The sequence below is a fragment of the Georgenia satyanarayanai genome, from assembly GCF_900116375.1.
Classification (GTDB): Bacteria; Actinomycetota; Actinomycetes; order Actinomycetales; family Actinomycetaceae; genus Oceanitalea; species Oceanitalea nanhaiensis.
In genome coordinates, this window is the sequence record NZ_UETB01000014.1 from 48,371 (window position 1) to 61,873 (window position 13,503).

The 13,503-nt window shown below is 69.0% G+C and carries 13 protein-coding genes; 6 read left to right on the plus strand and 7 right to left on the minus strand.

Annotation, left to right across the window (positions count from 1 at the left end):
- Nucleotides 1-12 precede the first annotated feature (12 nt).
- Nucleotides 13-645: a hypothetical protein gene (locus tag DSZ44_RS14820; RefSeq protein WP_146237577.1), complete on the minus strand. Its 633-nt coding sequence runs from the start codon at nt 643-645 to the stop codon at nt 13-15.
- Between the two features lie 353 nt (nt 646-998).
- Here DSZ44_RS14820 and DSZ44_RS14825 point away from each other — a divergent pair, with 353 nt between their 5' ends.
- Nucleotides 999-1,985 (plus strand): ABC transporter ATP-binding protein, encoded by a 987-nt coding sequence (locus DSZ44_RS14825; protein ID WP_110853403.1) that lies wholly within the window; start codon nt 999-1,001, stop codon nt 1,983-1,985.
- Complete coding sequence (locus DSZ44_RS14830) at nt 1,982-2,977, plus strand: ABC transporter permease subunit (RefSeq protein ID WP_110853404.1); 996 nt, start codon at nt 1,982-1,984, stop codon at nt 2,975-2,977. Before DSZ44_RS14825 ends, DSZ44_RS14830 begins: the two co-directional genes overlap by 4 nt.
- Before the next feature lie 10 nt (nt 2,978-2,987).
- Here the strand turns inward: DSZ44_RS14830 and DSZ44_RS14835 are convergent, their stop codons facing one another.
- The 6 genes from DSZ44_RS14835 to DSZ44_RS14860 form a co-directional block, all read right to left on the minus strand.
- Entirely contained in the window at nt 2,988-3,977 is a 990-nt protein-coding gene (locus tag DSZ44_RS14835) for an ArsA family ATPase (protein ID WP_110853405.1), read from the minus strand.
- On the minus strand, nt 3,968-4,243 hold the full coding sequence (locus DSZ44_RS14840; protein WP_110853406.1) for a cory-CC-star protein: 276 nt from the start codon (nt 4,241-4,243) through the stop codon (nt 3,968-3,970). Before DSZ44_RS14840 ends, DSZ44_RS14835 begins: the two co-directional genes overlap by 10 nt.
- Nucleotides 4,240-5,937 carry a carbon starvation CstA family protein gene (locus tag DSZ44_RS14845; RefSeq protein WP_110853407.1) on the minus strand — a complete coding sequence of 566 codons (1,698 nt, stop codon included), beginning with the start codon at nt 5,935-5,937 and terminating at the stop codon, nt 4,240-4,242. Before DSZ44_RS14845 ends, DSZ44_RS14840 begins: the two co-directional genes overlap by 4 nt.
- Before the next feature lie 119 nt (nt 5,938-6,056).
- Entirely contained in the window at nt 6,057-7,790 is a 1,734-nt protein-coding gene (locus DSZ44_RS14850; protein WP_220035220.1) for a BCCT family transporter, read from the minus strand.
- 115 nt (nt 7,791-7,905) lie between these two features.
- Nucleotides 7,906-8,661 (minus strand): 5'-methylthioadenosine/S-adenosylhomocysteine nucleosidase, encoded by a 756-nt coding sequence (mtnN, locus tag DSZ44_RS14855; RefSeq protein WP_110853408.1) that lies wholly within the window; start codon nt 8,659-8,661, stop codon nt 7,906-7,908.
- Nucleotides 8,658-9,107 carry an S-ribosylhomocysteine lyase gene (locus tag DSZ44_RS14860; RefSeq protein ID WP_181424668.1) on the minus strand — a complete coding sequence of 150 codons (450 nt, stop codon included), beginning with the start codon at nt 9,105-9,107 and terminating at the stop codon, nt 8,658-8,660. The genes mtnN and DSZ44_RS14860 overlap by 4 nt, the downstream gene beginning before the upstream one ends.
- Nucleotides 9,108-9,555: 448 nt before the next feature.
- On the opposite strand from DSZ44_RS14860, the gene nrdH reads away from it, so the two are divergent.
- The 4 genes from nrdH (at nt 9,556) to nrdF (ending at nt 13,451) form a co-directional block, all read left to right on the plus strand.
- Nucleotides 9,556-9,801: a glutaredoxin-like protein NrdH gene (gene nrdH / locus DSZ44_RS14865; RefSeq protein ID WP_110853410.1), complete on the plus strand. Its 246-nt coding sequence runs from the start codon at nt 9,556-9,558 to the stop codon at nt 9,799-9,801.
- A 95-nt stretch (nt 9,802-9,896) separates the two neighbouring features.
- Entirely contained in the window at nt 9,897-10,313 is a 417-nt protein-coding gene (nrdI, locus tag DSZ44_RS14870; RefSeq protein ID WP_110853411.1) for a class Ib ribonucleoside-diphosphate reductase assembly flavoprotein NrdI, read from the plus strand.
- Nucleotides 10,310-12,433: a class 1b ribonucleoside-diphosphate reductase subunit alpha gene (gene nrdE / locus DSZ44_RS14875; RefSeq protein WP_110853412.1), complete on the plus strand. Its 2,124-nt coding sequence runs from the start codon at nt 10,310-10,312 to the stop codon at nt 12,431-12,433. Before nrdI ends, nrdE begins: the two co-directional genes overlap by 4 nt.
- Nucleotides 12,434-12,479: 46 nt before the next feature.
- The gene (nrdF, locus tag DSZ44_RS14880; RefSeq protein WP_110853413.1) at nt 12,480-13,451 is read left to right on the plus strand and encodes a class 1b ribonucleoside-diphosphate reductase subunit beta; all 972 of its coding nucleotides are present in this window, start codon (nt 12,480-12,482) and stop codon (nt 13,449-13,451) included.
- Nucleotides 13,452-13,503 lie beyond the last annotated feature (52 nt).

Genomic DNA, 13,503 nt, shown 5'->3' on the forward strand with positions numbered 1-13,503 from the left:
CGGCCGGAGCGGTCAGCGGGTGCTCGTGGCCTCGGCGACGAAGTCGAGGCGCACCTGCTGGCCCTGGACGGATGACGGGGCGTCGTCCTTGACCCTGTAGGTGAAGCGGAAGGTGCCCTGCCTGTTGCTCTCCCCGGCGACGTCGTAGTGCATCGGGGTGTTCGCCTTGGCGTGCGACGTCGCGAACTCGGCCAGTGTTCCCGTGAAGAGCTCTCCGCTGGAGCCCGCGACGAACGTGCCCCCCTCGCTGCCCTCGATGGTGATCTCGATGTTGTCCGCGAGGGTGGTGCCGGTGGTGCTGACCGGCTCCAGGGACTGGCCGTCTGCCGTAGGCGCGAGGACCTGGAACCCCGCCCCGTACACCTTGACCTTGGCGTTGGCCGTGCCTTCGTAGGTGACGGTGATCTCCTGGGACTCGTCCGACCCGGGGACGAGGTTCGCGGCGGTGAACATGGCCGCGCCCTCGTCGTTGTCGGTGATCGTGACGGATCCCGCGGTCCAGGAGTTCCCGGCGTTCTCCGTGGTGTCGATGAAGGCCGCGTAGGAGGCCTGCCAGATGAGCACCGCGCTGACGACCAGGCCGACCGGGACGGCCAGCCACCGTGCGTAGCGTGCCGATCGGGACGTCGAAGATGTCGAAGCCATTGGGTTCCCTCCATGGGAGTCACCGGGCTGGGGCCAGGGTTCGCAGATCCATGCGATCGGATGAAGTCTGCGGGGGGCGCATGGGAGGGACAAGCGGTTTCGCCTGTGACATATCTCCTACTTTAGGAGGAGGTGCGCAGGCCCAATACCCAACTATGGGACGACAGTCCCGACTTTAGACCCAGGAGCCGCGCGGTCGGCACCCACCGCGAGCTCGGCGCACAGCTGACGCGAGGTGGGCGCGCGCCCGCCCGACGACGCGCGCGAAAGCGGGGTCCGAGCAGGCCAGGAGCCGGTAGCCTCCCCGGAGGCTGGCTCCCGTCGGCCGTCGTCGTCTTCCCCTGGAGCCCCGCATGAGCGACCTCGCGGTCGACACCTCTGCGCTGCGCAAGACCTACCGTCGTCGCGGTGGGCGCAGCGTCGGTGTCGAGAACCTCGACCTCCGCGTCCCGGTCGGCGGCGTCCACGGCTTCCTCGGTCCCAACGGCTCGGGCAAGACGACGACGATCCGCATGCTGCTCGGTCTCATCCGCCCCGACTCCGGCACCATGCGGATCTTCGGCGAGCAGGTTCCCGAGCGGCTGCCGGACGTCATCGGCAGGGTCGGCGCGATCGTCGAGTCGCCCAAGTTCTTCCCCACCTTCACCGCGCGACGCAACCTCGAGCTGCTCGCCGGCGCCATCGGCGCGCCGCGTGGCCGGGTGGGCGAGGTGCTCGAGTCGACGGCGCTCGCGGAGCGCGCCGGGGACCGGTACGCCACCTACTCCCTGGGCATGAAACAGCGCCTGGCGATCGCCGCCACGCTCCTCAAGTCCCCCGACCTCCTCATCTTCGACGAGCCGACCAACGGCCTGGACCCCGGCGGCATCCGCGAGATCCGGGAGACGATGCGCCGCCTCGGCGACGAGGGGCGCACCGTCCTCGTCTCCAGCCACATCCTCGCCGAGGTCGAGCAGGTCGCCGACACCGTCTCCATCATCGGCCGTGGCCGGCTTCTCGCCGAGGGCCGGGTCGTGGACGTCATCGGCTCCCGCTCCGAGGCCGGCGCGGTCAAGGTCGGCGTCGCGGACCTCGCAGCGGCTGAGCAGGTCCTCGCCCGGGCCGGGCTGCGGGTGCGCGTCGACGGCGGCCTGCTGCGGGTGCGCGGGGTCCAGGACCCGGCCCGCGTCACCGAGCTGCTCGCCCAGCAGGGCCTGTACGTCAACGAGCTCAGCGCCGAACGCGTGGACCTGGAGCGGGTCTTCCTCGACCTCACCGCCGGCGAGGGCCTGGACGAGCACTCCGGAGGGCGCCACGGGCGACCAGCCGGGCCGGCGACGAACGGCGGTGACCCCGCATGATGCGCCTGCTCCGTGTGGAGCTGCGCCGTCTCTTCTCGCGCCGCCTCGCCGTCCTCACGATGCTCGGTGCGCTCGCGGCGTCCCTGCTCGTCCTCTGGGGGGTCTGGGAGTCCTCGCAGCCGATGTCCGACGAGGACCTCGCCCTCGCCGAGGAGATGTACCAGCAGGAGCTGGCGTACTGGGAGGAGCACGGCGACGAGGACCTGGCCGCCTGCCTCGAGGCGGAGGCCGAGGAGGCCGAGCGGCTGGGCGAGGACGCGACGGACTGGGGCTGCGAGGAGGGGCACACCGCTCCGGAGCGCGAGTGGTACATCCACACCGCGCCGCCGTTGGAGGAGACGCTGCCCTTCTCCCTCGAGGCCGTGTCCACCGTCCTCCTGTTCGCCGTCGGTCTCGTCGGTGCGACGTTCACGGCGGCGGAGATCAGCACCGGAGCGATGAGCACGTGGCTGAGCTTCGAGCCGCGGCGCCTGCGGGTGTACGCCTCGAAGGTGACTGCCGCCGCCCTGGGTGTGCTCCCTGCCGCCGTGCTGGCCCTCGCCGTCGTCACCGGCGGTGCGTGGCTGGTCGCCGACCACTTCGACCTCGCCACGGGGATGGGGGCCACCCAGTGGGCCGACACCGGGTGGATGGTGCTGCGCATCCTCGGGCTCGCGGTGATCGGCGCTCTTGTGGGCGCCGCGCTGGGCTTCCTGCTGCGACACACCGCTGCGGTCCTGGGCCTCGTCGTCGTCGGCTTCATCGCCAGCCAGATGGTCCAGGGGCTCGTGCCTCGCACCGCCCCCTGGGTCCCGACCACCAACGTGAGCGGCTGGGTGAAGCACGGGACGACCTACTACGTCGAGGAGTGCACCACCGACGCCAACGGCATGATGTGCGACTACACCGAGCACGCACTGTCCTTCGGTCACAGTGCGGTCTACCTGCTCGTGCTCGCCGCGGTCGTCGTCGCGCTGGGTGCCGTCGTCTTCCGTCGCCGGGACGCCGTCTGAGGCGCAGGGCTCAGCGGGCGCGGGCGATCTCGCCGGCGAGGCGTTCGAGCGCGGGCTCGCCGACGATGTCCTCGGCGAGCAGTGGCAGCTCGAGGAGCGGCACGTGCGGCAAGGCCTCACGCACCGTCTCGAGGTGCACCTGCTCCTGAGCACGTCGCCGCGCGAGGAACTCGCCGCGGTCCGCGGGGGACCGCTTGTTGACGACGAGCGCACCGACGCTCACCCCCGAGCGCAGCAGCCGTCCGTAGAGCTCGATCGTCTCCAGGGCCGGGAGGCGCTCCGCCGCGAGGACGATGACGAAGGCGGTGCGGGTGTCGTCGGCCAGCAGGTCCCGCAGCTGGGCGAAACGGGTGCGACGGCGCAGGAGGATGCGGCGGATCTCCTGGTCGCGGTCCGCCCGCTGGTCCCGCCGCCGTCCGGTGCCGACGATGCTTGCTGCTGCGCCGTCGTCGTCCAGTCCCCGCAACGCCGCCCCGAAGCGCGCGGAGCGGTCCTGGCGCCGGAGCAGGCCCTCGGTCCACGCGGACATCGTCTCCGGCAGGGACATCAGCCGCGCCGTGTGGCCCGAGGGTGCGGTGTCGAAGACGACGAGGTCGTGGTCTGAGGACTCCAGCACCTCGGCGATCCGCTCGAGGACGGCGGCCTCGTGCGTGCCGGGGGCGTCCCGCGCCAGCGCGAGGTGCTTGTCGACCTCCCGGGAGAGGTGCTCGGGCATGAGCCGCCGCAGGGTGTGGCCCACCTCGCGCAGGTGCTCGTCGGTGGTGCGGGCGGGGTCGATCTCCAGGCCGTCGAGGCCCGGCGCGAGGGCGACCTCCCGGTCACCCACCTGCCGTTCCCACAGGTGGCCGAGGTTGTGGGCGGGGTCCGTGGAGACCACGAGCACCCGCCGTCCTGCCCGTGCCTGGGCGAGGGCGACGGCGGAGGCCACCGCCGTCTTCCCGACCCCGCCCTTGCCGCCGACGAACAGCACCTGCCGCTGGGCGGCCAGCTCTAGCAGCACGAGACGTGGTCCAGCGGCGAGTGGTCCATGCCCATGCGGCGGTGCCACTCGTGGAAGCGGTCGTACATCAGGGGGAGCAGCTCCACCGTGTAGTAGCTGGCCGGGTTGGGGACGCCGAGCATGTCGGAGAGCACGATCATCATGAAGAGGTCGTCCTCGTCGCGCTGCGCCCGGGCGAAGGTGCGGCGGTAGGGGGCGACGTAGAACTCGCGCAGTCCCGCGGCGAGCCGTGCCGCGCGGCTGCGGTCGCCGCCCCCTCCGCTCATCGCTCGACGGCCGGCTCGGCGTCGACCGGGTCCTCCTCGTCGGCCGGCTCCCTGCGGGCCCTGGCCATCGAGCCGACGGCCTCGACGATCACCCACAGCGCGGCGACGAGGATGACGACGTCGAGACCGAGCAGCAGCCAGTCCCCGTCGGAGTAGAACTGGCCGACCTGGACGATCGCGGCGGCCACCGACATGGAGAAGACGAACACGAGCGGGACCAGCGCAGGCAGCGGGCTGCGCCGCTTGCGCATGAGCATGACCGCGACGATCGACAGCGTCAGGCCCGCCAGGATCTGGTTGGTGGTGCCGAACAACGGCCAGATGCGCATGCCGCCCGCGCCGTCGGTGCTGATGCTGAAGGACAGCCCCAGGCCGAAGGCGAGCACGATGACCGTCGCGAGGACGGTGCCGATCCGCTTGCCGGCGAGGCCGACGGCCTCCTGGACGACGTAGCGCTGCAGGCGCACACCGGTGTCCATGGTGGTGGCGGCGAACAGCACGGCCATCGTCGCCAGGATGGTGGCGCTGAGCGACGCCGGGATGCCCAGGCCCGCGTTGACGATGGCCCCACCGCCCTCGACGAACGCGGCGACCCCACCCTGGTTGAAGGCCGAGTAGACGGCCTCCCAGTCCGCGAGCGTCCGGTAGCCCGCGGTGGCGGCGATGATCGAGCCGAGCGCGAGCAGGCCCTCCCCGACCGCACCGAAGTAGCCGACGAACCGTGCGTCGGTCTCCTTGTCGAGCTGCTTGGCGCTGGTGCCGGAGGAGACGATGCCGTGGAAGCCGGAGATGGCACCGCAGGCGATGGTGACGAAGAGCAGCGGCACGAGGCTCGGGGTGCCCTCGGGGACGTTGGAGTTCATCGCGGGGGCGACGATCTCCGGTGAGGCGATGAGCACCGAGACGTAGAGGATTCCCAGCCCGATGAACAGCTGCAGGCCGTTGATGTAGTCCCGCGGCTGGAGCAGCATCCACACGGGCAGCATGGAGGCGACGCCGGCGTACAGGAACAGCACGAGCACCCAGAAGGCCTCTGCCGACAGCCCCATGACGGTCTCGGGCAGGACGACCGGGGCGTTGTCGCCCAGGATGATGAGGGAGTACAGCGCGACGACGCCGATGACCGAGACGGCGACGAGGTTGAGCTTCCACCGGTAGATCGCCTGGCCGATGAGCAACGCGACGAGGATCGCGCCCCAGACCGGGATGACCGCCGTGGGGGTGTTGACGAGCAGCCCGCCGATGACGACGGCGAAGGCCGTGTTGACCATGAGCAGCAGCAGGAAGATGACGACGAGGAACAGGTTGCGTCCGCGTGCCCCGATGTAGCGGCCGGACAGGGTCCCGATGGACTGGCCCCTGTTGCGGATCGAGGCCCACAGGGCGCCCAGGTCGTGCATGCCCGCGAAGAACACCGTGCCGAGGGTGACCCAGAGGAAGGCCGGCAGCCAGCCCCAGATGACGGCCACGGCCGGACCGACGATCGGCGCGGCACCGGCGACCGAGGTGAAGTGGTGGCCCCACAGGACGTACTTGTTCGTCGGGACGAAGTCGACACCGTCCTGGAACTCGTGGGCCGGTGTGCGGAGGCGGGCGTTGAGCCGGTAGACGCGGCTGCCGAGGTACCTGGAGTAGAGGAAGTAGCCGGCGAGCAGCATCGCGATGCCGATCGCGGCGAGAAGCAGTGAGTTCACGTCACTCCGATCTTCGTCGTTGACGACCGGTCGGGCCTGCGGGTTCCCCGCCGCCGGCCGTGATCCAGCTCACCATAGCGGCTGGCGTCGGGCCGGCGGAGCCCACGGGCAGCGTGGCGTCAGGTGCGCCGACGCCGGCGTGGGCGGCGGGCCGCGGGTGCGGTGTCGTCGTCCGTGAGGAGGCCGCCGTCCTCCTGCAGCGTCTGCGCGACGTGGGCGGTGAACTGCTCACGTCGGAGGCGCAGCTCCGCCTGCAGGGTCTTGTGCCGCTCGTGCCGGAACTGCCGGACCAGGGCGAAGCACATGACGATCATGACGACGCTGAAGGGCAGCGCGATCGAGATGGCGACACCGCGCAGGGCGGTCAGCCCGCCGGCGAGCACGAGCGCCACCGCCACCGCGCCCTCGAGCACGGCCCACAGCACGCGGCTCCACACCGGCGGGTCGACGTCGCCTCCCGAGGCGAGCATGTCGACGACGAGGGACCCGGAGTCGGAGGAGGTGACGAAGAAGAGGATGACGATGAGGATCGCCACGCCGATGACGAGACCGGCCGCGGGCAGGTTCTCGAGGAGGACGAACAGCGTGTTCGTCTCGTCCACCGTGGCGTTGCCCTCGGCGTCGGTCCCCACCAGCCCGCCGCTGCCGAACAGCTCGCGGTACAGGCCGCTGCCGCCGAGCACGGTGAACCAGATGAAGCTGAAGATCGTCGGGATGAGGAGGACGCCGAGGACGAACTCCCGGACGGTGCGGCCCTTGGAGATCCGCGCGATGAACACACCGACGAAGGGCGCCCAGGAGATCCACCAGCCCCAGTAGAAGGCCGTCCACCAGCCCTGCCACTCGATCCCCTGCTCCCCGGCAAGGGCGGAGGTGCGGAAGCTCAGCGCGATGAGGTTCTGGAAGTAGGCGCCCGAGGCCTGGATGAGCTCGCGGAGCAGGAACATCGTCGGGCCGGCGATCGCGATGAAGAGCATGAGGGCGACCGCCATCGACATGTTGATGTTCGAGAGCCACTTGATCCCCTTCGACACCCCGCTGACGACGGAGAAGAGGGCGAGACCGGTGACGATGCCGATGATGATGACGAGGACCATGTTGCTCGGCGTGGAGATGATGTCGAGGAACGCCAGGCCGCCCGCGATCTGCGTGACGCCCAGCCCGAGCGAGGTCGCGATGCCGAAGACGGTGCCGACGACGGCGATGACGTCGACGACGTCGCCGAGCCACCCCTTGGCCGCCTTCCCGAGCACCGGCTCCACCGTCCACCGGATGGAGATCGGCCGGTTGCGGACGTGGACGGCGTAGGCGATCGCGAGGCCGACGACGACGTAGATCGCCCACGGGTGCAGGCCCCAGTGGAGGAAGGTGATGACGAGGGAGTCCTGCGCCCCTGCCTCGTCGCCCGCGACGATCCGGGAGGCGCGGTTGGGGATGCCGGCGAAGTGGTGGAGCGGCTCGGCGACCCCCCAGAACACCAGGCCGATGCCCATGCCGGCCCCGAACAGCATGGTGAGCCAGGAGCCGAGGCCGAACTCGGGCCCCTCGTCGTCGTTGCTCAGCGTGATGTCCCCGAAGTGGCTCAGGCCCATCCACACGGCGAAGACCACGAAGGCGGAGATGAGAGCGGTGTAGTACCACCCGAAGTAGCTGACGATGCCGTTCTGGACCGTCCCGATGGCGTCACCGACGGTGTCGCCGCCGATGATCGCGAGGGCGACGAAGGCGAGGATGAGGACGAGTGACGGCCAGAACACCTGCGGGTGGATCGACTGGTACCAGCGCTCCCCGGCGGGGGAGGTCCCCGCCGGCTCGGTGTCGGTGCTTCTCGCTGTCTCCGGTGACGTCCCCACGAGACCCTCCTTCGTCGTCGGCGTTCTGCCGTGACAGTACCCACGGGCGCCGGAGGTGGCACGAGGAGGGCGCCAGGCGCTCGCCGGCGGGCGTGGCAGGGAGGGCGGGAGCCGGTCAGCCGTTGAGGACGGGCGCGGGGACGTCGAGGAGGTCGAGGACGACGTCCGCGGCGAGTGCGGCGACGTCGTCGACGGCGAGACCGAAGTCGTCACCGGCGGTGGGCCCGCACAGGTCGGACACGCCCCGCACCGCGAGGTAGGGGATGCCGAAGGAGTAGCAGACCTGGGCGATGGCGCAGGTCTCCATGTCCGCGGTGAGGGCTCGCGGGAAGGTGGCCCGGTGCGCCTCGACGGTGCGGCCGTCCACGAAGGAGTCGCCCGAGATCATCGCGCCGACGAGCACGCCGGGCCGGTTCCGTGCGCGGTCGACGAGGGTGTCGACGGCCGGGTAGGTGGCGGGCATGCCCGGCATCTGGCCCAGGGCGTAGCCGAAGGCGGTCGCGTCGGCCCCGGCGTAGGAGTGCTCGTCGCCGACGACGACGTCACCCACGCGCACACCGTCGGCGAGCCCGCCGGCCGAGCCGGTCGACACGACGAGCGGGGTGCGCACGGCGTGGACGGCCAGGGCAGTGGCCGTGGCGGCGTTGACCCCGCCGATGCCCGAGCGGATGAGGAGCAGCTGCCGTCCACCGATCGTGGCGATGACCGAGCGGGCCATCCCGACGTGCCGCTGGTGGGCGAGGTGCTCCGCGCGCTGCTCGTAGGGCGCGATCTCCTCGTCCATGGCGGCGACGACGACGGCGTCGACGGTCGCGAGCGGGGCCGTCAAGGGGGCGCCGGGGGCGACCGGGACGCCGAAGAGCTCGCTCATGCCTGGACCTGCTCCCACTCGGCGCGCCGGTCGAGGAAGGTGCGGGCCGCCTCCTGCGCGCCGGTGAGGTCGTGGCTCGCACCCCAGCCGCACTGGACCTCGTTCGCGGCGGGCACCTCCTCCGCGCCGAGGACGTCACTGAGGGTCGCCTCGAGCAGGGGAAGGAACGCGGGCAGGTCGGTCTCCAGCAGGAGCGCGTAGAAGCCGGTCTGGCAGCCCATCGGGGAGATGTCGACGACGGCGTCGGTGTGGCTGCGCATGTGCTCGGCCATGAGGTGCTCGAGGGAGTGGACGACCGGCATCTCGAGGTGGTCGACGTTCGGCTGGCAGAAGCGGACGTCGAACTTGGTGAGCGTGTCACCGCCCGGCAGGGTCTTGGCGTCCGCCACGCGCACGTAGGGCGCCTTCACGGCTCGGTGGTCGAGGTTGAAGCTCTCGACGTTCATCTTCCTCACGCTTCCCATCATGGGCGATGGCTCAGACCCTGTCTCCGGCAGGTGCCTGTGGGTTTCGCCACCTGTCGGCACGCCGCCTGCTGCGTGAGGGTCTGTCCTCAGGTCTGTCCACCACCTGTGGACGACACGCCCGGAGCGGGTGTGGACCCAGGGGTGTCAGCGGGGATGTCGGTGGTCGGTGGGATGCTGGCGACAGGGCCGGACGAGGCGGCATCGCGGGCTCCACAGGTCATCCCCAGGGAGAGGCGTCTCATGCACAGAATCCGCGGCAGGCTGTGGATGACACGCCCAGAACGCGACTCGCCGACACAACACCTTGGGGTTGTTCCGAAGCCGGACCACTAGGTGTAGTGTCGTGCCCAGTCGTCCAGTGAACTACACGTCTGTCGTTCATCCGCCCTCACCGGTGGGGGAACCGCAACCGAGGGGAGATCCTCCGATGAGCATCACCGTCTTCAGCAAGCCGTCCTGCGTGCAGTGCGACGCCACGTACCGCGCGCTGAACAAGCAGGGGCTGGAGTACGAGGTCGTCGACATCTCCACCGACGCGGAGGCGCTCGAGACCGTCAAGGCGCTGGGCTACCAGCAGGCCCCCGTGGTCTTCGCCGACGGTGACCACTGGTCGGGCTTCCGGCCCGACAAGATCAAGGCGCTGGCGGCGCAGGCCGCCTCCGTCGCGGTCTGACCACACACTTCGGTCGGGTCGCCCTCACCCGGCGACCCGGCCGAGACCATCAGGGCTCCGGCCCGGTGCACGCAACAGACTCTCGAGGGGGTGACATGGGGAACCTTGTCTACTTCTCGTCGGCTTCCCAGAACACGCACCGCTTCGTCGAGCGGCTGGGCCTCGAGGCGCACCGCATCCCGTTGCGGCCGACGGAGCCCTTCCTCACCGTGGATGAGGAGTACGTGCTCATCGTGCCGACCTACGGGGGCGGCAACCAGCGCGGGGCAGTGCCCCGGCAGGTCATCAAGTTCCTCAACGACGAAGGTAACCGCGGGCTGTGTCGCGCGGTCATCGCGGCGGGGAACACGAACTTCGGCACCGCCTACTGCATCGCCGGTGACATCGTCGCCGCGAAGCTCGGGGTGCCCTACCTGTACAGGTTCGAACTACTCGGAACAGCAGAGGACGTCTCGCGCGTCCATGAGGGATTGGGACAGTTTTGGCAGCAACGGTCACTGATATCGGCATGACGCAGGGCGCGGCTCCGGAGCTCGACTACCACGCCCTCAACGCGATGCTCAACCTCTACGACGCCGACGGGAACATCCAGTTCGACGCCGACAGGGAGGCGGTCGACGCCTACTTCCGTCAGCACGTCGTGCCGAGCACCGTCACCTTCCCCAGCGTCGCGGAGCGCCTGCGCTACCTCGTCGAGGAGGGCTACTACGAGAAGGAGGTGCTCGAGCAGTACTCCCCGGAGTTCCTCGACCGGGTCTGGCAGTTCGCCGACTCCCTCGACTTCCGCTTCGAGTCCTTCCTCGGCGCCTTCAAGTACTACACGTCCTACACGCTTAAGAGCTTCGACGGCACGACGTACCTCGAGCGCTTCGAGGACCGCGTGATCATGGTGGCCCTGGCCCTTGCCGCCGGTGACGAGCGGGTCGCCCTCGACATCGTCGAGGAGGTCATCACCGGCCGGTTCCAGCCGGCAACGCCCACCTTCCTCAACGCCGGCAAGTCCTCGCGCGGTGAGCTCGTCTCGTGCTTCCTCCTGCGCACCGAGGACAACATGGAGTCGATCGCCCGCGGCATCAACTCCGCCCTCCAGCTCTCCAAGCGCGGCGGCGGCGTGGCACTGTCGCTGACCAACCTCCGTGAGGCGGGTGCGCCGATCAAGCGCATCCAGAACCAGTCCTCCGGCGTCATCCCGGTGATGAAGCTCCTCGAGGACTCCTTCTCCTACGCCAACCAGCTGGGGGCGCGTCAGGGCGCCGGCGCGGTGTACCTCAACGCCCACCACCCCGACATCATGAAGTTCCTCGACACCAAGCGGGAGAACGCGGACGAGAAGATCCGCATCAAGACCCTCTCGCTCGGTGTCGTCGTCCCCGACGTCACCTTCGAGCTCGCCAAGACGAACGCGGACATGTTCCTGTTCTCGCCCTACGACGTCGAGCGTGTCTACGGCGTGCCCTTCTCCGAGATCAGCGTGACGGAGAAGTACGACGAGATGGTCGCGGACGACCGGATCAAGAAGACCTCGATCAAGGCGCGTGACTTCTTCCAGACGATCGCCGAGATCCAGTTCGAGTCCGGCTACCCGTACGTGATGTTCGAGGACACGGTCAACGCCGCGAACCCGATCGACGGCCGCATCAGCATGTCGAACCTGTGCTCGGAGATCCTCCAGGTGTCCACGCCGTCGTCGTACAACGACGACCTCTCCTACGCGGAGGTCGGCAAGGACATCTCGTGCAACCTCGGCTCGCTGAACATCGCCAAGGCGATGGACTCCCCGGACCTGGGCAGGACGATCGGCACGGCCGTCCGTGCCCTGACGGCGGTGTCCGACCAGACGCACATCACCTCGGTGCCCTCGATCGACAAGGGCAACAACGAGTCCCACGCCATCGGCCTGGGCCAGATGAACCTCCACGGCTACCTCGCTCGCGAGCGGGTGTACTACGGCTCGGAGGAGGGCATCGACTTCACCAACATCTACTTCTACACGGTGGCCTTCCACGCGATCACCGAGTCGAACAAGCTGGCGATCGAGCGGGGGAAGTCCTTCGCGGGCTTCGAGCGCTCGACGTACGCCACCGGTGAGTTCTTCACCAAGTACATCGAGCAGGAGTGGGTGCCGCAGACCGAGCGGGTGCGCGAGCTGTTCGCCGGCGTCCACATCCCCACCCAAGAGGACTGGCGTGCGCTGGCCGCCTCGGTCAAGGCGCACGGCCTGTACAACCAGAACCTCCAGGCCGTGCCGCCCACCGGCTCGATCTCCTACATCAACAACTCGACCTCCTCGATCCACCCGATCGTGTCGAAGATCGAGATCCGCAAGGAGGGCAAGCTCGGGCGGGTCTACTACCCGGCGCCCTACATGACGAACGACAACCTCGAGTACTACGAGGACGCGTACGAGATCGGTCCCGAGAAGATCATCGACACCTACGCCGCGGCCACCCAGCACGTGGACCAGGGCCTGTCGCTGACCCTCTTCTTCAAGGACACCGTCACCACCCGCGACCTCAACAAGGCGCAGATCTACGCCTGGCGCAAGGGCATCAAGACGCTCTACTACATCCGCCTGCGTCAGATGGCCCTCGAGGGCACCGAGGTGGAGGGCTGCGTCAGCTGCACGCTGTGACCCCACAGCGCTGACCGCCCCCGAGACACAGAGAGAGACGAAGACCGTGGAGAAGCTCAAGCTCGTCGACCGGGTCCAGGCCATCAACTGGAACCGGGTGCAGGACGAGAAGGACGTCGAGGTCTGGGACCGCCTGACCGGCAACTTCTGGCTGCCCGAGAAGGTGCCGCTGTCCAACGACATCCAGTCGTGGAACACCCTGAGCGCGGCCGAGCAGACGATGACCACCCGGGTGTTCACCGGGCTCACCCTGCTCGACACCATCCAGGGCACCGTCGGCGCGGTGAGCCTCATCCCCGACGCCGTCACCCCCCACGAGGAGGCGGTGTACACGAACATCGCCTTCATGGAGTCGGTGCACGCGAAGAGCTACTCCTCGATCTTCTCCACGCTCATCTCGACGCGGGAGATCGACGAGGCGTTCCGCTGGTCGGAGGAGAACGAGCACCTCCAGCGCAAGGCCGCGATCGTCATGGAGTACTACCGCGGTGACGACCCCGAGAAGCGCAAGGTCGCCTCGACGATGCTCGAGTCTTTCCTCTTCTACTCCGGCTTCTACGCCCCGATGTACTGGTCCTCGCGGGCCAAGCTCACCAACACCGCGGACCTCATCCGCCTCATCATCCGCGACGAGGCCGTGCACGGGTACTACATCGGCTACAAGTACCAGAAGGCGGTGGAGAAGGCCTCGCCCGAGCGTCGTCAGGAGCTCAAGGACTACACCTTCGAGCTGCTCCTGGAGCTGTACGACAACGAGGAGCAGTACACCGAGGACCTCTACGGTCCCCTCGGGCTCACCGACGACGTCAACGCCTTCCTGCGCTACAACGCGAACAAGGCGCTGATGAACCTCGGCTACGAGGGGCTGTTCCCCAAGGACCAGACCAACGTCAACCCGGCGATCCTCTCCTCGCTGAGCCCCAACGCCGACGAGAACCACGACTTCTTCTCCGGCTCCGGGTCCAGCTACGTCATCGGCAAGGCCGTGGACACCGAGGACGAGGACTGGGACTTCTGAGCCCAGCCCGTCCGCCGCGCTGAGAGCCGGACCGCTCACCCGAGCGGTCCGG

Excerpts from the sequence above, each read along its gene's own strand:
- mtnN (WP_110853408.1), bottom strand. The coding sequence starts at position 8,661 with ATGAGCGAGCTCTTCGGCGTCCCGGTCGCCCCCGGCGCCCCCTTGACG.
- DSZ44_RS14840 (WP_110853406.1), bottom strand. The coding sequence starts at position 4,243 with ATGAGCGGAGGGGGCGGCGACCGCAGCCGCGCGGCACGGCTCGCCGCG.
- DSZ44_RS14860 (WP_181424668.1), bottom strand. The coding sequence starts at position 9,107 with ATGAACGTCGAGAGCTTCAACCTCGACCACCGAGCCGTGAAGGCGCCC.
- DSZ44_RS14830 (WP_110853404.1), top strand. The coding sequence starts at position 1,982 with ATGATGCGCCTGCTCCGTGTGGAGCTGCGCCGTCTCTTCTCGCGCCGC.
- nrdE (WP_110853412.1), top strand. The coding sequence starts at position 10,310 with ATGACGCAGGGCGCGGCTCCGGAGCTCGACTACCACGCCCTCAACGCG.
- DSZ44_RS14820 (WP_146237577.1), bottom strand. The coding sequence starts at position 645 with ATGGCTTCGACATCTTCGACGTCCCGATCGGCACGCTACGCACGGTGG.
- nrdH (WP_110853410.1), top strand. The coding sequence starts at position 9,556 with ATGAGCATCACCGTCTTCAGCAAGCCGTCCTGCGTGCAGTGCGACGCC.
- nrdI (WP_110853411.1), top strand. The coding sequence starts at position 9,897 with ATGGGGAACCTTGTCTACTTCTCGTCGGCTTCCCAGAACACGCACCGC.
- DSZ44_RS14825 (WP_110853403.1), top strand. The coding sequence starts at position 999 with ATGAGCGACCTCGCGGTCGACACCTCTGCGCTGCGCAAGACCTACCGT.